This window comes from Planococcus shenhongbingii (assembly GCF_030413635.1).
GTDB lineage: Bacteria > Bacillota > Bacilli > Bacillales_A > Planococcaceae > Planococcus > Planococcus shenhongbingii.
Genome location: NZ_CP129235.1, coordinates 3,854,307 through 3,877,954, shown reverse-complemented (window position 1 = coordinate 3,877,954; position 23,648 = coordinate 3,854,307). Strand labels below are relative to the sequence as shown.

Genomic DNA, 23,648 nt, shown 5'->3' with positions numbered 1-23,648 from the left:
TTACAGCAAATTAAAGCTCGAACATCCACCTGCGGCAATTACTGAAACTGAAACTAATTTCGTTTTTGTTTACCCTAAATGGAGGAGTGCTAAGCCGGCTTGAGTCCTGCTTTAAATAAAAAAACTACAGCTAAATCCGGTTACTCGGACATTGGCTGTAGTTTATACCATTTCTTTAACCGGGCTGCTTTTTCATGATGAAACTCAAATGCCGTCCGCTTTTTTTATCTTGCCGGTATGAAAAACCGTCCGGGCTCTCAAATGTGCAGGTGCGGTCGATGTTGATTTGCTCCGGCGGAATGCCGGCCAATTCACATTGTCTTTTGACAGTGAGCTGATTGTCGATATGGTATTTCCCGGTTGCTTCGTTGTAATACATCAAGTCCTCCGCATAGCCGAGGTCCTTGAATTTCGAATAGACATCTTCGTCCACTTCGAATCTTTCCTGGCTGAGAGCCGCTCCGAGCTGGACATGGAAATCTGTCGGGCTGCATTGTTCTGCCTGTTTTAAATGCTCGAACAGTTTTAATGTGATTTCTTTGATGGTGCCTTGCCAGCCGGAATGGACGGCGCCAACCAGACCATTCTTTTCATTGAAGAACAGGACCGGCACACAATCGGCAGAAAAGCTGCTTAAGAGCACATTCGGCTCATATGTGTACAACGCATCGGTATCCGGGATGGCTGCATCCTGCCGGACAGAGCCGCATCCTTTGTCAGCAGCCGTTACACGATGGAAATTAGCGCTGTGTGTTTGGCAGGAACAGACGAAATCTTCGAGCTCCAGTCCCAGGGAAGCCGCCAACTTTTTGCGGTTTTCTACAATTTTCTCAGAATTGTTGCAAACGTGAAGGGCCATATTGTTCATTTCAAATTCGGCTGTATCTTTCATGGTCATTCCGGCAACAAATTTTTCATTGTTTATGTACATTGTTGTTTTCATGTCATCACCTTCCTCTAATATATATTACTGCTTTGCCACTGTATAGAAATGGGCTGAAAACAGTCATAATAAAATAATTGAAACCTCGAAACAAAAATTGATCCGCCGAGCTGATGAAAGTCCAAGGGATAGATTGACCTGCGTTTTTCGGAGGTATATGATAAAAACAACCTTCTGGATAATATCCTGAAATAGAGAGAAAATAGATTTGAAGAGAGGGTTTTCCACCGAGAGACAGTTGATTCAACCAAAGTTTGGCTTGCAGGTGAAGCGAGAGAAAGTAAAAGCGTGTCAGTGAAGTTTTCTTATTTTTACTGTGTTCTGTATAAGCAGTGTGCTTACAGCTAAACCAATTGTGAACAGGGGGCCAGAAAAATGAGCACAAAAGAATACGTGAAGAATTTAATCAAAGACCGGAACATCGCCTCCATTACGCCGACTTCAAAAATAGGTGTACGGGAAATATGCGAAAAGATGGATCTCAGCAAAAAAGTGGTGATTGTCGAATATGGACCGGCTACAGGCGTATTCACCAATTATTTGCTTGAGCATATGACGCCGGATTCCATGATCATTGCCATTGAACTCAATGAAAATTTTGTTGATTACTTAAAAGAAAACACTAGAGACCCCCGGCTGAAAATTCATCATGACAGTGCGGAAAATGTGCATGAAATCACCCGGCAGCATGGAGTCGAAAAAGCGGATTACGTAATTTCGGGTATCCCGTTCTCGTTGATGGATGAAGAAACCCGTGAAAACATCGTGAAAAGAACAAGCCATGTGTTAAAGCCAGGAGGAAAATTTCTGCCTTACCAAACCTTTTTCCAAAAAGATGAACATCTAATGGTTTATCTGCAGGACTATTTTTCCATAGCCCAGGATAAATTCTTTCTGCGGAATCTTCCGCCTATGCGGGTTTACGAAGCGACTAAATAATCATTCTATAATAAAGGGCAGGCCTGTCGACACGGCCTGCCTTTTTCTTTGCTGCTAAAGGGCGGAAACCGATTGAGCGAACGATGAAAACTTTTATATGGATTCAATGGGTGTATACTTGTAAAAATACTCAAAGTGTTTAGACCATACTACAGAGCCGCTTAAGGCTTTTTGGAGGAAAAAGAATGTTTGAAAACATTAAGGTAGAAGAACTGATTCCGGTCATCGAAAACAAAAAAATGGCGCTCATTGATGTCCGGTCGCCATCTGAATATAAAAATTTCACTATACCGGGAAGCATCAATATTCCATTTTTTGATGATGCGGAACGGGCAGAAATCGGAACGCTTTACAAGCAAGTCAGTGTAGAAGCTGCAAAAGAACGCGGGCTGGAAATCATTTCAGCAAAATTGCCGGAATTCGTGCGGGCATTCAAGAAAGTCGAAGGAGATAAAGTGGTGTTTTGCTGGCGCGGAGGCATGCGCAGCAGAACGACAGCGACTCTTTTGAGTTTGATGAACGTCCATGTCCATCGCCTTGATGAAGGCATCCGCGCTTACCGGAAATGGGTGGTAGCCGAGCTGGAACAAAAGGAAACTCCTTCGAAAGGATTTGTATTAAACGGATTAACCGGCGCAGGGAAAACTACTATTTTAAAGGCGTTGCAGGAAGAGGGATACCCAGTCATTGATTTTGAAGGGATGGCCAATCACAAGGGATCGATTTTTGGCCAGATTGGGCTGGAACCGAACAACCAGAAAGTCTTTGATTCACTTTTGATCCATCAGCTGAGAAAGTTGCAGGATTTCCCTTATGTGCTGATTGAAGCAGAAAGCCATCGCATCGGGAAAGTAGTGATTCCACCATTTTTAAGTGATTTAAAAAACCGGAGCATCCATTTGGTCATCGATTTGCCGATGGAAGAACGGGTGAAAGAAATCTTGGAAGATTACCGTCCTTCGGAACATCAGGAAGAATGCATGGAAGCATTTCAGCGGATCAAATCGCGGATTCATATGCCCGTCGCCAAGCAAATCGAATCGGATTTGGAAACGGGCAATTTTGCTTCTGCCATTCAGCTGCTGCTGGAGCATTATTACGATTCCCGCTACAAGCATACTGGGCTCCAATACCCGGATTCGCAGAAAAAGTTCTTGGTGGTCAACAATATCGAAGAAGCAATCCAAGCGGTTAAAGAAAATCTCCCTGCTTTCTCTGTGGGTGGAGAAGCTGAAGAGAAAGTCTCTGTTCCTATTGTAGAAAAACAGAAAATCAGGACAAATTTTTGATAAATAAAAATAGGATTGACAGATAAAATATATCAATGTAGACTATGAAAAACATGAATTGAATATTACCTCACACTTTTTGCAGTGAGGTAGAGGCGCGACGTTTCACAATCTTTGGAGGAGTTCGAGAAAATGAAGATCTCAAGGAGAAGGAAATATCGCCGAAGTGTGCAATAACTCTCACTATTGCATGCTGGGTCTGCGGTTAATAGCTGCAGGACTGTCGCAATGGATTTCCCGATTTATTGCGAAGAGCTATCTCATCCAGGGACGAAGAAGAGGATTTAGGGCAACTATGTATAGTGCGATCTGAGTCTACCTCAGGTCTTTTTGTGCAGAGTTGCCCTTTTTGTATATTCAATTACCACTACGGTACCAAACACAAAGGGGAGAGTTTAATTATGAAGAAAAAATTGACGTTATTTTCAACCATGTTCCTGTCATCGATGCTGCTGATGTCAGGATGCGGATCAAACGAGGAAGCCGGAAGCGGCGGATCATCAGAAGAATCTGAGACATTCAAAGTAGGAATGGAAGCAGCTTATGCACCGTTCAACTGGACACAGGGAGATGACTCCAATGGAGCTGTGAAAATTTCGGGGAACGCTGAATATGCAGGCGGCTATGACGTAGAAATTGCTAAAAGAATTGCTGAAGACATGGGCAAGGAATTGGAAATAGTAAAAACAGAATGGGACGGTCTGGTGCCTGCGCTGACTTCCGGCAAGATTGACGCCATCATTGCGGGCATGTCACCGACGGAAGAGCGCAAAGCAACCATTGATTTTTCAGACCCATACTATACGTCAGAGTTGGTTATGGTCGTTCAAAAAGGTGGCGAATATGAAGGGGCAACTTCGCTTTCCGATTTTAAAGGAGCAAAAATCACAGCACAGTTGAACACTTTCCATTATTCCGTTATTGACCAGATTGAAGGCGTATCGAAAGAAACAGCGATGGAGAGCTTCCCTTCCATGCGGGTAGCGCTTGAATCCGGAATCATTGATGGTTACGTATCAGAACGGCCGGAAGCGGTAAGTGCTTCTGCTGCCAATGAAAATTTTGCCATGGTGGAATTTGAAGACGGATTTGAAACGTCTGAAGAAGACACAGCAATTGCGGTAGGTCTTGAAAAAGGCAGTGAACTGACAGAACAAATCAATAAAGCATTGGCTGGCATTTCTGAAGAAGAGCGCCAGGAAATTATGGATACTGCAATTAAAAACCAACCAGCTGCCCAATAATGATTAGGTGGTGCCGGCTACATGCGTATGCAGCCGGTTTTAACTATTTTTAGGAGGAAAACAATGAGTTTAGAATGGGTTATCACCATACTTACAGATAACTGGCCCATGTTCCTGCGCGGAGCGGTCATGACGTTATGGATTTCAGTGATCGGCACTTTGATTGGAGCCGCTATTGGATTGATCATCGGTATTATCCATACCATTCCGATGCCGGAGCGGGGAATCAAAAAAATCGGTTTGAAAGTCATTAACGGACTTCTTTCTGCATACATCGAATTTTTCCGGGGAACACCGATGATGGTACAGGCGATGGTTATTTTCTATGGATCTGCCATGGCATTTGGAATCGATTTGGACGTCTTTACAGCGGCCATATTCATCGTATCCATCAATACCGGGGCCTATATGTCGGAAATTGTTCGGGGCGGCATCCTTTCCGTCGATAAAGGACAGTTCGAAGCTGCCCAGGCTATTGGGATGAACCATTTTCAAACCATGATCAATGTCGTCATGCCGCAGGTCATTCGCAATATTTTGCCGGCAACGGGCAATCAGTTTGTCATCAATATTAAAGATACGGCTGTGCTAAGCGTTATCGGAGTGACGGAATTGTTTTTCCAGACAAGAAGCGTATCAGGGAACAACTTCCGTTATTTCGAATCGTTCTTTATCGCTTGTGTCCTTTATTTCATCATGACATACAGCATCACACTTCTATTGCGCAAACTTGAAAGAAAAATGGCGGGGCCGAAAAACTACAGCATGATTGGCGGCTTGCCGATGCAAGTAGTGAATCCGGAAGATACTTCACATAAAATCAAAGAATAGACAGGTCAATAAGCAGAAATGGAAGAGGAGAACTTATGGAAAACGTAATTGAAATTCAGCATTTAAGTAAATCCTTCGGAACGAATGAAGTGCTAAGAGACATCGATTTTTCCGTACGCAAAGGCGAAGTGGTATGTGTCATCGGTTCATCAGGATCCGGAAAATCGACGCTTTTGCGCTGCATCAACCTGCTTGAAAAGCCAAGCGGCGGAAAAATCATCTATAACGGGGAAAATATCCTGGATGACCGCCACGACATCCATGCTTACCGCACGAAACTTGGGATGGTGTTTCAGCAATTTAATCTTTTCAACAACCATAATGTCTTGAACAATTGTGTGGTCGGACAGGTGAAAGTGATGAAACGCCGGAAAGAAGAAGCGGAAAAAGTGGCGATAAAATACTTGAAGGTTGTAGGCATGGACCAGTACATTAATGCCAAAGCAGAGCAACTGTCAGGCGGACAAAAACAGCGGGTAGCAATTGCACGGGCACTGTCAATGGAGCCGGATGTTATGCTGTTCGATGAACCCACATCAGCGCTTGACCCGGAAATGGTCGGGGAAGTGCTGAAAGTCATGAAAGACCTAGCGAAAAGCGGCTTGACGATGCTCATCGTGACCCACGAGATGGAGTTTGCAAAAGAAGTAGCCGACCGGGTAGTATTTATGGATAAAGGGGTCATTGTCGAAGAAGGGCCGCCCGAACAGCTTTTCAATCAGCCGCAAAAAGAACGGACGCGCGAGTTTTTGAAGCGTACATTAAGATAAGAAAAGCGCAAGCGCCCGCTTAGCCCCGACAAGCGCTGGAATCTGGAATCTGGACACTGAATACGCAAGTCGAATTTATGTACTTTCTTATTCAATAAGAAAAACAAACCCTCTGATCAGCCAGGCTTGACCTGTTCTGTCAGAGGGTTTGTTACGTCTGCAGCTTTTTCTATAGGAAGTGCCTGCGTTTTAAAATAGCTGAAGAAATAACAGCCCAGAATCACCAAGGCACTTCCAAGCAATTGGACGCCCATCATTTTTTCGCCCAGAATGAAAAACGCTAAAATGGCCGTGAAAATCGGATTGAAGTTCAAAAAAAGCCCTGATGTAGTAGCGCCCAATTTGTTGACGCCGATGTTCCAAAGAACAAAACACAAGACGGTCGAAATGACGCCGGTATACAAAATGGAATAGACAAAAGGGGCGTTAATGTTGGTCACAGTAAAGGCGGCCATATTAAACGGCAGCAGGAAGGCAACGCCGAATACTCCGGAATACAAAGTGGCCATCATTGGAGAAGTGGATGCCATCGCCCATTTGCTGCACACCGAATAAATTCCCCAGACCGCTACCGCAGCGAGCATATACAAATCACCTTTATTGAATTGCATGGAAAACAGCAAATCAGCATGGCCTTTTGTCAGGACCAAAATGACACCGGAAAGTAGAAGGCCCATCGCGGCTGTCTGCAGCGGCCGAATTTTTTCCTTCAACAGAATGGCTGAAAAAATGGCAATGGAAATCATATTCAACGTGGAAATCAGCCCGATATTTGTAGCTGAGGTATTTTCCAATGCGAGAAACTGCAGGATATTGAACAGCACAACGCCCGTTATGCCCATAAGGATGAGCGGCAGAATCGCTTTGCGCGGCGGCAGAATCTTTTTCTCTGTAGCCCAGACCAACGGTATCAGGCAAAGGACTGCAATCATCCAGCGCAGGCTGGTCAATGTCATGGGAGAGGCATGTCCAACAAGCCACTTTCCTACTACAAAGTTCCCAGCCCATAAAAAACTCGTCAACAGCAATAGCCCATGATAGAAATAACGCATAATTGGCCCCTTTCTTCATATCTCTAGTTAATAATTTTATCATTTTAAGGTATAATTCAAGTGGTTATTTTGTTTATTAAACAAAATACAAAATAAAATAAAGTAAATTTTAATTTTTCTTAAATTTATTCTAAAAGAGTTACCGGGACCTGTGCATTACAGAAAAAATAAAAGGGGGAAAAGCAGTGGAATCGATTGTCAGCAAAGTGCTCGACCCGACAGATGTCCAGATATTAGATATTCTGCAAAAGCAGGCGGACTTGAGCAACACTGAAATAGCGAAGCGCGTCAATCTTTCACCTCCAGCTGTCCATTCAAGAATTAAACGACTCGAAAGCGAAGGGTATATCAACTGGCAAGTCGCCATCTTGAATCAGGAAAAGCTTGGCTTCGATTTATTGTGTTTTATTTTTATCAGTACGAACCTTCATCAGGCGGAAGAATTGAATATGTTGGAAAGTGCCTTGGAAAAGATGCCGGAAGTGCTAGAATGCCAATGCATTACCGGAGAGTATGATTATTTATTGAAAGTCGCTAACCGGAATCGCAGCGAGTTGCAGACATTTATCCGGAAGCTGAACGAACTTGGCGTGACCAAAATCCAAACCAACCTGGCGCTTCGGGAAGTCAAATATTCGACGGTGCTGCCGATAGGAGAAAGATAAATAGATTAAGAAACAGAGGTGCGAGATGAAGGATGTGCAGGAATTTGCGAAGCAGTATCAAAAAGAAATGGGCTGGAGCATTGAAGCCGGCAATTATGAAGAGAACCGGGCCTCGCTATTGAATAACTATATGTTATTAACGACGGAAGTGGCTGAAGTCGCTGAAGAATTGCGCAAGGCTTTTAACCTGACCTATAAACATGTACAAAACGGGCTGGAAGAAGAAGCGGCGTTCGAGTTAGCATCAGAAGCTGTAAAAGAGGATGTCGGAAAAGAACTGGCGGATTGCCTTGCTTATATCATGAAATTCGCGAATTTCTTTGATATCAACCGAGAGGAAAGTTTTTATAGAAAGATGGAGGAAGTTAAGAATCGGCAGAATAAAGATGCTATAGCTAAAAAATAATTGATGAAACAACGAGCAAAGCCCGTCAAATGAGACGGGCTTTGCTCATTGTTATTTTTTCAAGTGGAAAGGCACGGTAATGACAATCAGGTTTTTCCGGATCAGCAAAGCAGCGCGGATAAGAAAACCCGACTGGTTATGAAGGATATTCTGCCAGCCCTTTTTGGGAATAAACTGCGGGATGACGACTGTGACCCGGTAATTCAATTCATTGGCCTTGTGCTCCACAGTGTCCAAAAATTTCATCAGTGGATGAATGATGCTCCGGTAAGGGGAGTACAAAGTCGCGAGCCGGACATCGGGCTGCCACTTTTTCCACTTGGCTTCAAATTTCTTTTCATCTTCTTTATCAAAAGCGACATAAACGGCAATAATCTGATCCACTGATAGCGAACGGGCATAGTCAATAGAGGTTTCCACCACTTGTGTTATGCCTGCTACCGGAATAATCATGACATTTCCTTTAACGGGAAGTGCTTTGCCTTGAGCCGAAATCCGGAGCTGGTCCGCCACCGCGTTATAATGGCTTTTGATGCGGTGGAAAATATAAATGATCATCGGCAGGAAAACCAGGATGGACCATACTTGAGTGAATTTTGTTAAGAAAAAGATGATGGTCACCAAAAAGCAGATCAAAGCACCCGCCGAGTTGATGACTAACTTGTTCTCCCAGTCTTTCGGTTTTTCGCGGATCCATTTCATCATCATCCCGGTCTGGGACAACGTAAACGGGATGAACACCCCTACTGCATAAAGCGGGATCAGCCGCTCTGTATGGCCGCCAAATGCCACAATCAGCAGAATGGAAGCAATCCCGAGAATGAGAATGCCATTGGAATATCCCAGCCGGTCTCCTCTGACAGTAAACATCCGTGGAATGAATTTATCCGTTGCTAAATTGACAGCCAGCAAAGGAAAAGCGGAATAACCGGTATTGGCTGCCAAAATCAAAATCAATGCCGTGGTCCCTTGAACAAAAAAGTACAGGAAGTTCCGGCCAAATGTTTCTTCAGCAATCTGGGAAACCACCGTTACTTCAGCAAGGGGCGAAATTCCATAATAATGAGCCAGGAAAACGATTCCCGAAAACAACAGACCCAACAGGATTCCCATCGCTGTCAAGGTTTTAGCGGCATTTACGGGAGCAGGCTCTTTAAAGTTAGGGATTGCATTGGATATTGCTTCGACTCCTGTTAGCGCTGAACTTCCTGAAGCGAACGCACGCAACAGGATAAACAAACTGATGCCTGCAACAGGTGCTCCGAGCTGCGGATGCAAGTCAGGAGGCACTGTGCCGGTCAGAATCTGATAAATGCCGACACCGATCAAAACAAAAAGCGCCAATACGAATAAATAAACCGGATAAGCCAAAATCGATGCCGACTCCGTGACCCCCCGTAAATTCAAGAGAGTAAGAAATACCACAAAAGCCACAGCAATTGCGATATTATGTCCATGCAAAGCAGGAAAAGCAGAAGTCAGGGCATCCGTTCCCGCAGAGACACTTACAGAAACCGTCAAAATATAATCGACTAACAAAGAGCCGCCGGCGATCAAACCGGAATTGGTGCCCAAATTCTCTTTTGCGACAATATAGGCACCGCCGCCGTGAGGGTAGGCAAAAATAATTTGCCGATAAGACAAGATCAGCACGGTCAAAAGAATCAACACAGCGCAGGCAATCGGAATAGAGTACCAGAAGGCCACCGCACTTACTGTTATTAACACAATCAAGATTTGTTCAGGTCCATAGGCTACAGAAGAAAGAGCATCTGAAGAGAGAATTGCTAGGGCTTTCTTTTTATTGAGTTTTTGTTCGCCCAGCATATTTGTTTTTAACGGCCGTCCGATCAAAAATCGTTTTATCGCAGAAACCATTGTTTGCACCTTCCATAGTTAGAAATGGTATTTATAAAAAATATTCTATGATTTCAGGTTAGCTCTTCTATGTTCCGATAAAATGTTCCGCATCCCGGCTCTCTTTAAGTTTTCTGGACATCCCTGCGGCTAGAAGCAGGCACAATAAAAAGACCTGCTTTATATTCAAGCAGCTTGTTATGATGCGAAAAAAGCGCAGCAAAAAAGCTTCCCGAATAAAGGGGTCCTTGGACCTCCTTCGCTTTAGCCGACGAAGTTAGCTGACGGGCAGGATGGCGAAAGAGTTGCTCTCATCCTTTCTGCAAAACGCAGAATTAGCCCCAATAGAGTGGTTCCCCCGTTCCCGTTTCCGGGATTTGGCCGAGGTATTTAGTTGTTGATGAACGTTATTCTACTCCGCTTTTTCTAAAAGTCAACTTTAATCAATCAGAAAAAAACACACTTCAAAAGCTTCTAAAACTATAAAAAACCGGCTCTGCTTTGAGGCAAGTGCCGGTTTTTCAAATAGCTAAAATCAGTCTTCAAAACTGTAGCTCTCTCTTAATTCTCTCAAATTCTCCATTAATTCTTTTCCGATTACTTCTCCATACTCTTCATACAAAGGATTCAGCTTCTTAATCCATCGCTGTTTTTCCGGTCCGGACAATTCATGAATCTGAATAGAAGAATTTTCTTTGATAAGAGCCAGCTGTTCTTCGTTCAGCTTATGGGCATTTTCATCATTCCAAGCCGTGGTTTCTTCCATTGCTTCCAGCAGAATCTGCTGGGTTTCTTCAGATTGCCGGTCCCAAACGTCCTGGTTCATCATGACGGCATACCCCAAGTATCCATGATCTGTAATTGTCAGATGCTTTTGGACAGTATAAAATTTCCTCGAATAGATGTTGGAAATGGTATTTTCTTCGCCATCCACTTTTCCTTCCTCAATCAAATTAAATGTGGAGTTGAAAGATTCCTGTTGCGCGACAGCTCCCAGTAATCCATACTGTGCTTGAATGATATCACTTTGCATAATCCGGAAATTTTGGCCGGCTAAATCTTCCGGTTCAATGACAGGACCTTTATTGGTCGTTATCTGCTTAAGGCCGTTTGGCCAGTGAGCAAGCCCTTTTAGGCCTTCTTTTTCAAGCGATTGCAATAACCTTTCGCCAATTGGTCCATGTACGCCTTTGATGATTGCTTCATAATTAGGGAAAGCGAACGGAAGATCCAGCACGCCCCATTCTGCAGACAGCATACCGAGTTTGGAAGTGGAGGGAGCAATCAAGTGGACCTGCTCGTCTTTTAAGGCGCTGATTTCTTCAATATCCGAATATAAACTGCCGTTGGGGAATACCACTATTTGAATGGAGCCATTGGATTTTTCATCAACGAGTTCGGCAAATTTAGCTGCAGCTTGGCCCTTAGGCGTATTCTCGGCTACCACATGACTGAACTTAAAAACGATTTGATCGCTCAAACCTTCCTGGTCATCGTCGTAAGGCAGTTCTGCTTGAGGAAAAAATTTTTGATACCCAATATAAACGGCAAGCACGGCGCTGATGACCAAAAGGAGCGCAGCTATAGAGGTTTTCTTCATGGTGAACCTCCTTTTAAAGAAAAACTTTAATCAGCAGGATTCTTTAACCCTCACTGTTCGCCAAAGCTGGCAAATCATTAATGTAAGCATAATCACCAAGTCCCAATTCGTAAAGGAAAAGGAGTGCAAAAAATGAAACAGTTGCCGATCCGCTGGAAAATAATGATTCTGTCATATGCCGTCGTAATTTTTTCCTTGCTGATCGGCGGCATTGTCATTGTTGCGAATATCCAGCAGACAGAGGAAAGAGATCTAAGGCTGCGGTCCATGAACACGGCACGGACTGTAGCGGGAGTATCTGATATTAAAAACGCTATCCAGCAGCCGAATGGATGGGAAATAGTGGATCCGGTCGTGGATGAAATAAGAATCATCAACGAAAGTGACTATATTGTCGTCATGAATATGGATAAAATCCGTTTTTCACATCCTGTGAAAGAAAAAATTGGCACGTCTTCAACAGGAGAAGACGAGGAGCCGGCATTTGCCGAACATATCTATTCTTCAAAAGCCAAAGGAGAAATCGGTACCGTCATCCGTACCTTTGTGCCGATTAAAGACGCTGACTTAAATCAGATTGGCGTCGTCGTTGTAGGAAATAGAGTCCCTGGTGTCATCGATATTATGGCGGGATTATCCAAGGAAATCGGACTGATCGTCGTGCTGACTTTGCTGTTCGGATTGGCCGGTTCAGTTCTGCTCGCCAACCATATCAAAAAGCAGATGTTTCAATTGGAACCTTTTGAAATCAAACGGATGCATGAAGAACGCACCGCTACTTTCCATTCGATGAATGAGGGAGTCATAGCGATAGACAATGAAGAGATTATTACGATATTCAATGAAAAAGCGAAAAAAATCTTTAACGTTACAGGACAGTTGGTAGGGCAGCCGATTCGTTTCGTTTTAAAAGATACCCGGCTGCCTGAAATTGTTGAGAAAGACAAAGCCGTCTACAATGAGGAAATCAAAGTAAGCGGGAAAGTGATTGTCAGCACCCGCATCCCGATTCATAAAGATGATGAATTAATAGGAGCAGTTGCCATTTTTCAGGACCGTACGGAAGTGGCTAAGCTTGCAGAAGAGCTGACCGGTGTTAAAAACTTTGTAGAGGCTTTGCGGGTCCAGAGCCATGAGCATATGAACAAATTGCATACCATCGCGGGGCTGATCCAGCTAGGGAAGCCAGAAAAAGCATTGCAGCTGGCGCATAATGCGGCAGAAGAGCAGGAAAGTGTCACCAGTTTCTTGAATGAAAAAATCAAGAATGATGCTGTAGCTGGACTTTTGTTAAGCAAAATAAAAAGAGGAAAAGAACTTGGAATTGAAGTGGAAGTAGATCCGAACAGCCATCTTGCTGCTTTCCCGAATGAATTGGACCAGCATGACTTTGTGGTGCTGCTAGGCAACTTGATAGAAAATGCTTTCGGTGCCTTTGAAGAGCTGGAGATTGACCTTAAAAACATCGATATCAGCATTGAACAGTCAGCGGGCATGTGTGCCATTCTAGTGGAAGACAACGGTTCAGGAATCCTGCCGGAACACCTGCCAAAGCTTTACGATAAAGGATTTACCGTCAACAAAGCGGAAGGCACCGGTTATGGCCTTTACTTAGTTAAACAGATTGTCGATAAAGGGAGAGGCGATATTCAGGTTTCAACCCAGCTGGGTGAAGGAACATCATTCATGATCACTTTCCCGATAGACAAGGAGGATGGAGTAAATGCCAGTTAACAATGAAGTGAAGGTTCTATTGATAGAAGACGATCCAATGGTTCGGGAGGTCAATAAGGAATTTATCGAAAGCGTCGAAAATTTCCGTGTTGTGGAAGTAGCCAGCAACGGCGAAGAAGGCCTTTTGCTGATAAAAGAATTAAATCCGGATTTGGTGATTTTGGATATATTCATGCCGAAAAAAGACGGCATCAAAACGCTCCAGGAAATCCGAAAGCAGAAGTTGGAGGTGGATGTCATTGTCGTTTCGGCTGCGAAAGAAAGTGAAACAATTAAAATGATGCTGCAAAATGGGGCAGTGGATTATATTATGAAACCCTTTAAGCTTCACCGGATTCAGCAAGCTCTGGAAAAATATCGGAATTACCGGATAAGCCTGACCCGTTCAGAAACCGTGTCACAGGAGCAGCTGGATTTATTGCTGTACTCGGGACAAGCAAAGAAAACAGAAGAAGCTTATTTGCCTAAGGGCTTGAACGAATTCACGCTGAACGAAATCACGGCAAACATCCAAGCACAGGACGGCCCGCGCTCCGCTGAAGAAGTGGCTGGCGCCATTGGCATCGCCCGGGTGACTGCTCGCCGCTATTTGGATTACTTGGAGAAAAGCGGAGTCATTCGTTTAGATGTGCAATATGGAGGAGTCGGAAGACCAGTAAACCGCTACGTCTATAATAAAGGAAAAAGTTAAGACCAAAATGACCAAAACATCCATTATGACCATAAGCTATCTCTCTCTAGGTGAAAGCGTTATCATTTGAAGAAATCTAAATGACTAACTATTCGCACAAGGGGGAGAACAAATGAAGACACAAATTTATAAGAATTTAACTTTTCAAGTGTTAGTGGCCATCGTGCTTGGTGTATTACTTGGACTCATTTGGCCAAACATCGGAAAAGAAATGAAGCCGATCGGCGATACGTTCATCAACGCTGTTAAAATGGTCATTGCACCCATCATTTTCTTAACAATCGTTCTGGGAATCGCAAAAATGGGGGATATGAAAAAAGTAGGCAAAGTCGGCGGGAAGGCTTTTATCTATTTTGAAGTTGTCACGACGCTTGCCTTGGTTATTGGATTGGTCGTTGTAAATATTGTCAAACCGGGCGCCGGGTTGGATTTCAGTGAACTGGAAAAAGGCGACGTCTCTCAATATACGGAAAACGGCGGACAAGGCATCAATTGGATTGAATTTGTTACGCACATTGTTCCTTCGAATATGGTGGACGCATTTGCAAAAGGCGATATTCTTCAAGTGTTGTTTTTCTCTGTGTTGTTCGGAGTCGCACTGGCTTCGCTTGGGAAAAAAGGAGAGCCGATCATCGACTTTTTAGACCGGGTTTCATTGGTGTTCTTTAAAATCATCGGCTATGTTATGAAAGCAGCTCCCATCGGGGCATTTGCAGCCATGGCTTACACAATCGGCCATTTCGGCTTGACTTCACTCGTGCCATTGGCGAAATTGATGTTTTCTGTTTACACGACGATGTTCATCTTCATCTTTGTGGTACTGAACATCATTTGTAAAATGAACGGCTTCAGCCTTTGGAATTATTTAAAATTCATCAAAGATGAAATCTTGATTGTATTGGGCACAAGCTCTTCTGAATCGGTATTGCCGCGGATGATGGATAAAATGGAGCGCTACGGAGCTTCAAAATCGGTCGTCGGCCTGGTCATCCCGACCGGCTATTCGTTCAACCTGGACGGCACTTCCATCTACCTTTCGATGGCTGTTGTATTCCTGGCGCAAGTATTCGGTGTAGATTTGTCAATCGGCCAGCAAATCACCATCATCTTAGTCCTGATGCTGACGTCGAAAGGTGCTGCGGGGGTGACAGGAAGCGGCTTTATCGTACTCGCTTCCACACTTGCTGCGTTGCAGGTAATACCTCTCGAAGGATTGGCTTTGCTGCTTGGCGTGGATCGCTTTATGAGTGAAGGGCGCGCTATCGTCAATTTGATCGGCAACGGAATTGCAACAATTGTTGTCGCGAAAAGCGTAGGCGAGTTCGATGAAACAAAACGGGAAGAAGCTTTTACCGAAATGGTCAAACTGAAAAAACTCGGCAGAGCCGCTGTCCCGAATCCGGAGAATTGAATAATGAGTTGAAACCTGTATGGTATTATCCATACAGGTTTTTTTATGGGCTGCGGTAAAAGACGCAGACATGGTAGGATAGAAGAAACTTCTCGCTGCATTTGCAGAGAACGGAATGGAGGAAATGAAACATGGAAGCTTTGCCGAATTGCCCGGTGTGCGGTTCTGAATATACCTATGAAGACGGGAATATGCTCGTTTGCCCGGAATGTGCCCATGAGTGGACGCCAGGCGCAGAAGCGGAAAACGCTGAAACTGAAAAAGCCGTCAAAGACGCTAATGGAAATATCCTGGCTGACGGTGACTCTGTCACAGTCATCAAAGATTTGAAAGTAAAAGGCAGTTCGTCCGTCCTGAAAATCGGCACGAAAGTGAAAAGTATTCGATTAGTAGATGGCGACCACAACATCGACTGCAAAATCGACGGTTTCGGCCCAATGAAATTAAAATCGGAGTTTGTTAAAAAAAGCTAATGCCGTTTTATACGGCGTGTAAATCAGTACGATAAGAAAACCGGGCCGTGTGCCTGGTTTTTTCTATAGAGAGAACCCATCCGAAAAGGGTAAACATTGTTTAACTCGGTTGATTTAGCGATAATATTAAGTATCTGATATGGATTGAAAGAAGGATCAGCTGATGAATGTGGTGCTGGATAAAACAAAAATCAAAAAATTATGCGGCGACGCCGCTTATAAAAAAGGGAAGTCCTATTTCCTGAGCGGGAAAGTTGAACTGGAGCCGCGGCAAAAGAAAAGCTCTGGGGTCACAGGGACGGTCAAAGCCGGAAGCCTTTTTCAAGTAACGGTGCAATCGGGCTTCGACGAACAAATAGAAGCAACTTGCAGCTGCCCTCCCGTAGGGTTCATCAAAACTTACTGTCAGCATATCGCAGCGGTCTTGCTGGCCATTGAAGAACAGCAGCGCGCCAAAAATCCGATGGCGGACAGAATGCTTGGGCTATTCGGCAATCAGCCGGTGCAGCCGAGCGGCAAACAGCTGCATTTTGATAAACGGCAGACGCTTCATGTGGAATTTCTTTGCTCTCCTATCGATCTTGGAGCTGCGGGTTTTGTAATAGGGGTCAGGCTGAATGTCGGCGATAATTCCCTGGAACGTATTGAGGAGCCTCTGGAATTTTTGCGGAAAGTTGGCATGCGCCAGCCGTTCGAATACTGCACGGGCCGCATCTATAATCCGGAGCGCCATAACTTCAGCCGAAAAACCGATGCTGTGCTGCGTTTGTTGACGAAAATGCAGCCGATCAAAGCGGACTTGGCTAAAGGAGCCTTGCTGATTTCAGCGGCTGAATGGGAAATGTTGCTGCCTTTATTGGAAGCTGTTCCAGCTGTTGCATTTGAGCAGAACGGACGATTATACGACGGCGTCCATTACGGCGACCGGCTTCCGCTGTCTTTTGAACTGGATACAGCGGAGGCAGGCTACCGGCTCGAAATGGAAGGCCTCGAACGCATTACCGTTTTCGAGTCCTACAGCTATGCTTTTTCGGAAGGCCAATGGTTCCAGATGGAAGAAGAAGACTGTGGAAGGCTTGCGGAACTGAAAAAAATGTTCGGTGAAACCGGAAAACAGGAACTGCTGATTCCAGAAGCGCAAATCAGCCACTTCAGGGAAACAGCCATTTCCGGCTTGATGCGGCTCGGCCAATTGGATATTGCGGAAAGGGCATCGAGAGGGCTGAAAGAAACGCCGCTGACAGCGAAGCTGTTTCTGGACCGCGTCAATAACCGGCTGCTGGCAGGACTGGAATTTCATTACGGCAGGCAGTCCATCAATCCGTGCGAAGAGATGGAGCAGGGCTACCAATATCTGCCGGGTGTAAGGCGCCAGCTTGACAAGGAGCAGCGCATTTTGAAAAAAATTCAGGACAGCCAGTTCACGCAGACTCCGGGCGGCTTTTACCTGCAGGATGAAGAAGCTGAATATGATTTTCTCTATCACGCTGTTCCGGAACTGGAGGAGCTGGTGAAAATCTATGCGACAACTTCAGTGAAATTGCGTGTCCAAAAAGCTTATATGGGTCCGAAAATCAAAGTGGAAGTCAAAGAGCGCACAGACTGGCTGTCATTCCGGTTTGACATGAAAGAAATTCCCGAAAAGGAAATACAGCAGCTCTTGAAGGCAATTGCTGAGAAAAGGAAATATTACCGGGTTCCGAACGGCACGTTAATGTCACTGGAAACGCCGGAATTCTGGGCGATGGGTGACTTTATCGGTGAACTTGGGCTTTCCGCAGCAGAACTGGACGAAGAAGAAATCCGCGTGCCCTTGATTCATGGCATGAAATTAGCGGAGGGCCTTGAAGAAAGCGGTCTGGCAGAGCCTGGTGAAACGTTTGCGAAACTTATGAAGAATTTGGCAAACCCCGGCAAGCTGGACGAAGCAGTGCCAAAGTCTTTAGAGCCGGTGCTCCGTGACTACCAAAAAAACGGCTTCAGCTGGATGAAGCTGCTGGCGGCATACCGCTTCGGTGGTATTCTGGCAGATGATATGGGCCTCGGAAAGACTTTGCAGAGCATCGCTTACATCGTGTCAGTGCTTCCGGAAGTGCATAAGCGCAAACAGCCGGTCCTCGTTGTTTGTCCGTCATCGCTTGTTTATAATTGGCTCAATGAGCTGGAAAAGTTCGCGCCTGAAATCCAGGCGAAGATTATCGATGGCAACCGGGTGGCAAGGGCGTCAGCGCTGAAAAACCTGACAGGGTTCGATGTCGTCATCACATCGTATCCTTCCTTGCGGATGGACGGGACGCTGTACCGGGACAAACAGTTCCATACCGTCTTTTTCGATGAAGCCCAAGCGTTTAAAAACCCAGTGACCCAAACAGCAAAATCGGTAAAAGCGATTCAGGCGGATTATCGATTCGCATTAACGGGAACACCTATAGAGAACTCACTGGATGAACTTTGGTCTATTTTCCGGGTAGTATTTCCGGAACTGCTGCCAAACAGGCAGGCGTTCAGCGAATTAAGGCGTCAAAATGTGGCCAAAAGGATCCGGCCATTTATCCTGCGGCGCACGAAAAAAGAAGTGTTAGGGGAATTGCCGGAGAAAATAGAAACTGTGCAATTCTCAGAACTGCAGACGGAACAGAAAAAGCTGTACGCGGCCTATTTAGCGGAATTGAAGCATGATGCTTTGAAGCACCTGACAAAAGGAAGTTTCCGGAAAAACCGCATTAAAATTTTGGCCGGATTGACCCGCCTGAGACAGATTTGCTGCCATCCGGCGTTATTCGTCGAAGGATACGCCGGAGGATCGGCCAAATTTGATCAGTTGATGGAAATCGTGGAGGAATGTCGCCTTTCCGGCCGGCGCGTGCTGATTTTCTCGCAGTTTACCCAAATGCTCGGAATCATCGGGCGCAATTTTGGAAAACATGGCTTGCCTTATTTTTATTTGGATGGCCAGACGCCGCCTTCGGAGCGGGTAGCAATGTGTGAGCGGTTCAATGAAGGGGAAGGCAACCTGTTTTTAATTTCTTTGAAAGCGGGCGGGACCGGCTTGAATCTGACCGGAGCCGATACGGTCATTTTATATGATCTTTGGTGGAATCCCGCTGTCGAACAGCAAGCTGCGGACCGGGCACACCGCCTGGGGCAAAAAAATGAAGTGCAGGTCATCCGGATGCTCGCGAAAGGCACCATTGAAGAAAAAATCAGCGAACTTCAGGAGAAAAAGAAAAACCTGATTGACGAAGTCATTCATTCGGGGCAGGAATCGCTTACTGCCTTGACAGAACAGGATATACGGGAAATACTGATGATTAAGTAAGAGGTGATTGGATGGATGCCAGAAAGATTACCGAAAAGATACAGACCCATAAGCCGGAAGTGCTGGGGAGCCGCGATTTTGCGAAATTTGCGATTCTCTTGCCGCTGATTGAAAAAGACGGGGAAATCCATGTCCTTTTTGAGAAAAGAGCGGAAACGCTCCGGAAACAGCCGGGGGAAGTGTGTTTTCCCGGGGGCCGGATTGACCCGCAGGACAAATCGCCGGAATCTGCCGCTTTGCGCGAAACCGATGAAGAACTTGGAATCAGTGAAGACGAAATTTCAGCCGTGTTCCCGCTTGATTACATGGTGTCCCCGTTTGGCATGATCATCTACGCATTTGCGGGTTTTATCAATGCGGCAGCGGAGTTCAAGCCAAACCCTGCAGAAGTGGGAGAACTGTTCAGCGTACCGCTGTCTTTTTTCCTTGAAAATCCACCGCGGGTTTACCAAATCAACTTTGATGTCCAGCCGGAGGAAAGTTTTCCTTATGATCTGATTGTGGGGGGAAGGGATTACAGCTGGAGAACGCGGAATTTGGAAGAGTATTTCTATCTCTACGAAGACAAAGTAATCTGGGGACTGACCGCCAGAATCCTGTCACATTTCATTGATATCATCAAATAAGAAAGTGTTGCTGCGAAAGCCTTTTAGTAGGTTTCGAAGCAACACTTTTTATTTATCATTTCAAAGAAAGGGTTCGGGTCTTTTTTCTTAATTTTTTCAGTATTTCAAAAGATGTCTTTCGAAAACTTGTGTATAAGTGTATGATTATTCACATTACGTGATAATATTGTTCATTTTGGAAGGAGTGCTTCATCTTGTTGACCATCAATGAATTGGAAATTGTACAAAGCACAGCAAAGAAAGATAAGCCATCACAAGACCAGGTCCCTTTTGGAACCATATTCACTGACCATATGTTCACGATGGATTATGAAGCGGGCAAAGGCTGGCACGAACCGAAAATCGTTCCTTACGCTCCCATTACATTAGATCCGGCGGCTATGATTTTTCATTATGGCCAAACGGTTTTCGAAGGGTTAAAAGCTTACCGTACAGAAGAAGGACGTGTCTTATTGTTCCGCCCGGAAAAGAATTTCGAACGCCTGAACCTGTCGAGCGAACGTTTAAGCATCCCGCCGATTGATGAAAAGGCAGTGCTGGAGTATTTGACGAAGCTGATTGAACTTGAAAAAGACTGGGTGCCTTCAACGGCAGGAACATCGCTTTATATCCGTCCGTTCATCATTTCAACAGAAGCCAATCTGGCGGTTGGACCGTCCCGGACTTATAAATTTATGGTCATCCTGTCCCCTGTCGGTTCGTATTTCACAGGCGGATTAAAGCCAGTAACAATCCACGTAGAGGATCAGTTCACAAGAGCTGTAAAAGGCGGTACCGGAATGGCGAAAACAGCCGGCAACTATTCTTCCGGCTACCAGGCGCAGGCCAATGCGAAAAAGCTTGGCAATGCGGATGTGTTATGGCTTGATGGGGTAGAAAAGAAATACATCGAAGAAGTCGGCAGCATGAACATTTTCTTCAAAATCAATGGAGAAGTGGTGACACCTGCGTTAAACGGCAGCATCCTGAAAGGGATTACCCGCATGTCGATCATTGAATTGCTGAGTACTTGGGGAATTTCTGTCACTGAGAAAAAAATCTCCATCGATGAACTTTATCAGGCATTCCAGGACGGTTTGATCGAAGAAGTATTCGGCACCGGAACGGCAGCTGTCATTTCACCAGTGGGAGAGCTTAACTGGCAAGGCAAGAAAATGGTCATCAATAACCATGAAATCGGGGAATTGTCCCAAAAACTATACGATACGATCACCGGCATCCAGACCGGCAAAGTGGAAGATTCACTTGGCTGGACAGTGGAAGTGAAATAATTAGAGAAATAACCTAAAGAGCTGCTCCGCTAAAAACGGATCAGCTCTTTTTATTATTAAAGGAATTTCCAGAAAAGCAGGGAATTATTACAGAAACAACTAATTAGGAAGAAAGGAGACTAGTGGATGGAAAATGTTACAGAAGGGTTTATTCCGGTCAAAGGGGGAAATGTCTGGTACCGGATTACGGGAAATGGTCCAGGTATTCCGTTGCTGTTAGTGCATGGCGGACCAGGTGGGAAAAGCAATGACAAAGATCCGCTGCGGCAATTGGGGACGGAACACCCGATCATCCAGTACGATCAATTGGGCTGCGGAAAATCAGGACATCCAGCAGATAAAGATATATGGACAATAGAGCATTATGTAGAAGAGCTGGAGCATGTCATCGAGGCGCTTGAGCTGGAAGAGTTTCACCTGCTCGGCCATTCCTGGGGATCGATGCTCGCCGCTTCTTATCTATTCAAGAAACCTGCAGGCGTCCGCAGCGTCATTTTTTCAGGTCCGGCATTAAGCGCTCATCAGTGGATCACGGATCAGCGGAATTACTTGAAAGAACTGCCGAAGGAAATGCAGGACGCCATCGAACAAAGTGAACGGGACGGAACAACGGATTCAGAAGTATACCAGCAGGCGATGATGGCATTTTATAAGCGCCATATGTGCCGCCTGGATCCTTGGCCAAAAGAGATGAAAGAAGATTTTGAGGCAACGAACAGCCGCATCTATCATTATATGTGGGGAGCTTCGGAATTTACCGTCACCGGAACATTGAAGGATTTTGATGCGACCGGGCGTCTGCATGAAATTGAAATTCCTGCTCTTTTCACTTGCGGGCGTTACGACGAAGCGACGCCTGAAACAACTGAATACTATGCAAGCCTGGCTTCGGATTCAGAATTCCATGTTTTTGAGAACAGCTCACATATGCCGTCGCTTGAAGAGCCGCAAGCTTATGCCGATACCATCCGAGAATGGGTAAACCGACAGGAATTGCGGCCCGGTGCATAGAAGAAAGAGGATTTTCCGGAATTGGCGTCTGTAACCGAACAGTCACGATGCGTGATACTTTTATAAAGGGGAAAGGAAGAGAGTTATGGCTGCAGAACCAGTTATTTCCCGGGAAATAGTATCCGCAAGAAAACAACAATTCATTTATAAAAAATGATGCTGGCGCTATGAATTCATTCTTAATAAAAGAAAAGTATACGGATTTTGGTAAATAAAGAAGTGATGTATTCTTGGATGAAATGGCCGCTATATTTGGCGGGATAGGAGGGTCCATTGAAAAAAGCGGTTGAGTTCACATTGCTCAACCGCTTTTTTATATTTACTGTCCATCAATGATCGGCATTTCCAGAAAAGCGCTGAAAGCCAAAGCGGCCTGATTCCAAGAAGGCGGTAAATCGTACTCCGGAGAAAAAAGGTCGAACTTCAAGACAATGCCGTTTCTTGAGAGTTCTTTTTTCCACGTGCCGACCACTTGTCCATTTTCAACAATTATAGGAAAGAAAACGCCGTTTTTTCCTGGAGCTACTTTGCCGGAGTACTCCATCGGCAAGACGCTGCTGCGGTCTTTATAGCCCAATAGGTATTCATCAAAAGCAGGTAGCAGCTGAATTGCCGGTTCTCTCAAAGAGGAAAAAGAGGAAGCTTCTTCAGAAAACCAGTACTCAGCTTCTAGCCGCTTTTGCGAAACCAAGAAAGGCTTGGCCAATTCCAGTCCAGCTCGTGCTTCTTTCATCGTTAAACCTGACCACCAAGCAAAATCGTGTACCGTTGCAGGGCCATGGCTATTAAAATAGCGTTTCGCGAGTTCAAAGAGGGCTTCTTCTTGTGCCAATTCCTTAGCATGAGGTGCCCATTCTTCAAGCAAGACAAATGTCTGCTGTGTCCCTTCGATTGGACCGAGACAAAGTAAGCCGCATTGGGACCAATGCCATAAGATATGGTAACCACGCTGGCCATGTGTAGGAATTCCCGATGCCTCCAGCAGCTTCAACATGGCAGGACGGGAAAGACGCTTGCCGCCGCTAAGGGAAGCCCGGAAAATTTCCGCTGAACGCTGCAAAATTTCGTCGTCCAACTCCAGTTGCTTCAAGCGTCCTTTGCTCGAAGCCAATATGCGGGGAGCCGTTAAGCTGAGCAGTCATTTGCTGTCTTCAGGAGCGATAAAATGGAGAGTGCCCCGCATTGGCCAGGTACGAATGATTTTCCCTTCTGTGAGAGACTGTTCAACGGCGGCCAGCATACCCGGTTCCATCCGCTGTCCAATTGCCCATAGCGCCTGGGGATAGTTCTGTGCCTGCATGGCGCCCATCCATTTGACCACATCTTCCGCTGCCTGGAATTTCTTTCCCTCAATATACTGGGCAGCCAATCGCCGCCAGCCGATTTCCATATGATCCATAACTTATTGCCTCCACTCTGTTTACTTGCGATAGATAAGGCATGGTGGGATTGAGTTACATTTACCGGCTAAGTCATTTATTCCCTTGGCTTATTAGTTCCAGTATAGCGTTTAAAA

19 protein-coding genes, 1 pseudogene and 2 riboswitches are annotated in these 23,648 nt (G+C 45.2%); of the genes and pseudogenes, 15 read left to right on the top strand and 5 right to left on the bottom strand.

What is annotated here, in order from left to right:
• Nucleotides 1-175 precede the first annotated feature (175 nt).
• Entirely contained in the window at nt 176-943 is a 768-nt protein-coding gene (gene pgeF / locus QWY16_RS18820) for a peptidoglycan editing factor PgeF (protein ID WP_300990765.1), read from the bottom strand.
• A gap of 375 nt (nt 944-1,318) precedes the next feature.
• Here pgeF and QWY16_RS18815 point away from each other — a divergent pair, with 375 nt between their 5' ends.
• From QWY16_RS18815 to QWY16_RS18795, 5 genes are all read left to right on the top strand, one after another.
• Nucleotides 1,319-1,882 (top strand): class I SAM-dependent methyltransferase, encoded by a 564-nt coding sequence (locus QWY16_RS18815; RefSeq protein ID WP_300990764.1) that lies wholly within the window; start codon nt 1,319-1,321, stop codon nt 1,880-1,882.
• A gap of 185 nt (nt 1,883-2,067) precedes the next feature.
• A complete protein-coding gene (gene mnmH, locus QWY16_RS18810; protein WP_300990763.1) occupies nt 2,068-3,171 on the top strand; it encodes a tRNA 2-selenouridine(34) synthase MnmH in 1,104 nt (367 codons plus the stop codon).
• An 82-nt stretch (nt 3,172-3,253) separates the two neighbouring features.
• Nucleotides 3,254-3,437, top strand: a riboswitch (Lysine riboswitch).
• Between the two features lie 135 nt (nt 3,438-3,572).
• On the top strand, nt 3,573-4,415 hold the full coding sequence (locus tag QWY16_RS18805) for a transporter substrate-binding domain-containing protein (protein WP_300990762.1): 843 nt from the start codon (nt 3,573-3,575) through the stop codon (nt 4,413-4,415).
• Nucleotides 4,416-4,478: 63 nt separating this feature from the next.
• Nucleotides 4,479-5,246 carry an amino acid ABC transporter permease gene (locus QWY16_RS18800; RefSeq protein ID WP_300990761.1) on the top strand — a complete coding sequence of 256 codons (768 nt, stop codon included), beginning with the start codon at nt 4,479-4,481 and terminating at the stop codon, nt 5,244-5,246.
• 35 nt (nt 5,247-5,281) lie between these two features.
• Entirely contained in the window at nt 5,282-6,016 is a 735-nt protein-coding gene (locus QWY16_RS18795; RefSeq protein WP_300990760.1) for an amino acid ABC transporter ATP-binding protein, read from the top strand.
• Between the two features lie 116 nt (nt 6,017-6,132).
• Here QWY16_RS18795 and QWY16_RS18790 read toward each other — a convergent pair whose 3' ends face one another.
• Nucleotides 6,133-7,068, bottom strand: coding sequence for a DMT family transporter (locus QWY16_RS18790; RefSeq protein ID WP_300990759.1), 936 nt, complete (start codon nt 7,066-7,068; stop codon nt 6,133-6,135).
• 185 nt (nt 7,069-7,253) lie between these two features.
• Between QWY16_RS18790 and QWY16_RS18785 the strand changes: the two genes are divergently transcribed.
• Both QWY16_RS18785 and QWY16_RS18780 read left to right on the top strand, forming a co-directional pair.
• Nucleotides 7,254-7,733, top strand: a complete 480-nt coding sequence (locus QWY16_RS18785) for an Lrp/AsnC family transcriptional regulator (RefSeq protein WP_300990758.1) — start codon at nt 7,254-7,256, stop codon at nt 7,731-7,733.
• Between the two features lie 25 nt (nt 7,734-7,758).
• Nucleotides 7,759-8,139, top strand: a complete 381-nt coding sequence (locus QWY16_RS18780) for a MazG nucleotide pyrophosphohydrolase domain-containing protein (RefSeq protein ID WP_300990757.1) — start codon at nt 7,759-7,761, stop codon at nt 8,137-8,139.
• A gap of 51 nt (nt 8,140-8,190) precedes the next feature.
• Here the strand turns inward: QWY16_RS18780 and QWY16_RS18775 are convergent, their stop codons facing one another.
• Together QWY16_RS18775 and QWY16_RS18770 are read right to left on the bottom strand one after the other, a co-directional pair.
• Entirely contained in the window at nt 8,191-10,017 is a 1,827-nt protein-coding gene (locus tag QWY16_RS18775) for an APC family permease (RefSeq protein WP_300990756.1), read from the bottom strand.
• A 230-nt stretch (nt 10,018-10,247) separates the two neighbouring features.
• A riboswitch (cyclic di-AMP (ydaO/yuaA leader) is annotated at nt 10,248-10,389 on the bottom strand.
• 142 nt (nt 10,390-10,531) lie between these two features.
• Nucleotides 10,532-11,596: a DctP family TRAP transporter solute-binding subunit gene (locus QWY16_RS18770; protein ID WP_300990755.1), complete on the bottom strand. Its 1,065-nt coding sequence runs from the start codon at nt 11,594-11,596 to the stop codon at nt 10,532-10,534.
• Nucleotides 11,597-11,728: 132 nt separating this feature from the next.
• Here QWY16_RS18770 and QWY16_RS18765 point away from each other — a divergent pair, with 132 nt between their 5' ends.
• The 8 genes from QWY16_RS18765 (at nt 11,729) to QWY16_RS18730 (ending at nt 22,132) form a co-directional block, all read left to right on the top strand.
• Nucleotides 11,729-13,330 carry an ATP-binding protein gene (locus QWY16_RS18765; protein WP_300990754.1) on the top strand — a complete coding sequence of 534 codons (1,602 nt, stop codon included), beginning with the start codon at nt 11,729-11,731 and terminating at the stop codon, nt 13,328-13,330.
• A complete protein-coding gene (locus QWY16_RS18760) occupies nt 13,320-14,021 on the top strand; it encodes a response regulator (protein ID WP_300990753.1) in 702 nt (233 codons plus the stop codon). Before QWY16_RS18765 ends, QWY16_RS18760 begins: the two co-directional genes overlap by 11 nt.
• A gap of 112 nt (nt 14,022-14,133) precedes the next feature.
• Nucleotides 14,134-15,432 carry a C4-dicarboxylate transporter DctP gene (dctP, locus tag QWY16_RS18755; RefSeq protein ID WP_300990752.1) on the top strand — a complete coding sequence of 433 codons (1,299 nt, stop codon included), beginning with the start codon at nt 14,134-14,136 and terminating at the stop codon, nt 15,430-15,432.
• Nucleotides 15,433-15,563: 131 nt separating this feature from the next.
• Entirely contained in the window at nt 15,564-15,905 is a 342-nt protein-coding gene (locus QWY16_RS18750) for a zinc ribbon domain-containing protein YjdM (RefSeq protein ID WP_300990751.1), read from the top strand.
• A 163-nt stretch (nt 15,906-16,068) separates the two neighbouring features.
• Complete coding sequence (locus QWY16_RS18745; RefSeq protein ID WP_300990750.1) at nt 16,069-19,224, top strand: DEAD/DEAH box helicase; 3,156 nt, start codon at nt 16,069-16,071, stop codon at nt 19,222-19,224.
• Nucleotides 19,225-19,235: 11 nt separating this feature from the next.
• A complete protein-coding gene (locus QWY16_RS18740) occupies nt 19,236-19,850 on the top strand; it encodes an NUDIX hydrolase (protein ID WP_300990749.1) in 615 nt (204 codons plus the stop codon).
• 197 nt (nt 19,851-20,047) lie between these two features.
• Nucleotides 20,048-21,121, top strand: coding sequence for a branched-chain amino acid aminotransferase (locus tag QWY16_RS18735; protein ID WP_300993533.1), 1,074 nt, complete (start codon nt 20,048-20,050; stop codon nt 21,119-21,121).
• Nucleotides 21,122-21,247: 126 nt separating this feature from the next.
• Nucleotides 21,248-22,132 carry a proline iminopeptidase-family hydrolase gene (locus QWY16_RS18730; RefSeq protein WP_300990748.1) on the top strand — a complete coding sequence of 295 codons (885 nt, stop codon included), beginning with the start codon at nt 21,248-21,250 and terminating at the stop codon, nt 22,130-22,132.
• A gap of 319 nt (nt 22,133-22,451) precedes the next feature.
• On the opposite strand, the pseudogene QWY16_RS18725 reads toward QWY16_RS18730, so the two are convergent.
• Nucleotides 22,452-23,441 (bottom strand): annotated as a pseudogene (locus QWY16_RS18725) (winged helix DNA-binding domain-containing protein).
• Nucleotides 23,442-23,648 lie beyond the last annotated feature (207 nt).

Coding starts and splice junctions, on each gene's coding strand:
- pgeF (WP_300990765.1), bottom strand. CDS start 943: ATGAAAACAACAATGTACATAAACAATGAAAAATTTGTTGCCGGAATG.
- QWY16_RS18815 (WP_300990764.1), top strand. CDS start 1,319: ATGAGCACAAAAGAATACGTGAAGAATTTAATCAAAGACCGGAACATC.
- mnmH (WP_300990763.1), top strand. CDS start 2,068: ATGTTTGAAAACATTAAGGTAGAAGAACTGATTCCGGTCATCGAAAAC.
- QWY16_RS18805 (WP_300990762.1), top strand. CDS start 3,573: ATGAAGAAAAAATTGACGTTATTTTCAACCATGTTCCTGTCATCGATG.
- QWY16_RS18800 (WP_300990761.1), top strand. CDS start 4,479: ATGAGTTTAGAATGGGTTATCACCATACTTACAGATAACTGGCCCATG.
- QWY16_RS18795 (WP_300990760.1), top strand. CDS start 5,282: ATGGAAAACGTAATTGAAATTCAGCATTTAAGTAAATCCTTCGGAACG.
- QWY16_RS18790 (WP_300990759.1), bottom strand. CDS start 7,068: ATGCGTTATTTCTATCATGGGCTATTGCTGTTGACGAGTTTTTTATGG.
- QWY16_RS18780 (WP_300990757.1), top strand. CDS start 7,759: ATGAAGGATGTGCAGGAATTTGCGAAGCAGTATCAAAAAGAAATGGGC.
- QWY16_RS18775 (WP_300990756.1), bottom strand. CDS start 10,017: ATGGTTTCTGCGATAAAACGATTTTTGATCGGACGGCCGTTAAAAACA.
- QWY16_RS18770 (WP_300990755.1), bottom strand. CDS start 11,596: ATGAAGAAAACCTCTATAGCTGCGCTCCTTTTGGTCATCAGCGCCGTG.
- QWY16_RS18765 (WP_300990754.1), top strand. CDS start 11,729: ATGAAACAGTTGCCGATCCGCTGGAAAATAATGATTCTGTCATATGCC.
- QWY16_RS18760 (WP_300990753.1), top strand. CDS start 13,320: ATGCCAGTTAACAATGAAGTGAAGGTTCTATTGATAGAAGACGATCCA.
- dctP (WP_300990752.1), top strand. CDS start 14,134: ATGAAGACACAAATTTATAAGAATTTAACTTTTCAAGTGTTAGTGGCC.
- QWY16_RS18750 (WP_300990751.1), top strand. CDS start 15,564: ATGGAAGCTTTGCCGAATTGCCCGGTGTGCGGTTCTGAATATACCTAT.
- QWY16_RS18745 (WP_300990750.1), top strand. CDS start 16,069: ATGAATGTGGTGCTGGATAAAACAAAAATCAAAAAATTATGCGGCGAC.
- QWY16_RS18740 (WP_300990749.1), top strand. CDS start 19,236: ATGGATGCCAGAAAGATTACCGAAAAGATACAGACCCATAAGCCGGAA.
- QWY16_RS18730 (WP_300990748.1), top strand. CDS start 21,248: ATGGAAAATGTTACAGAAGGGTTTATTCCGGTCAAAGGGGGAAATGTC.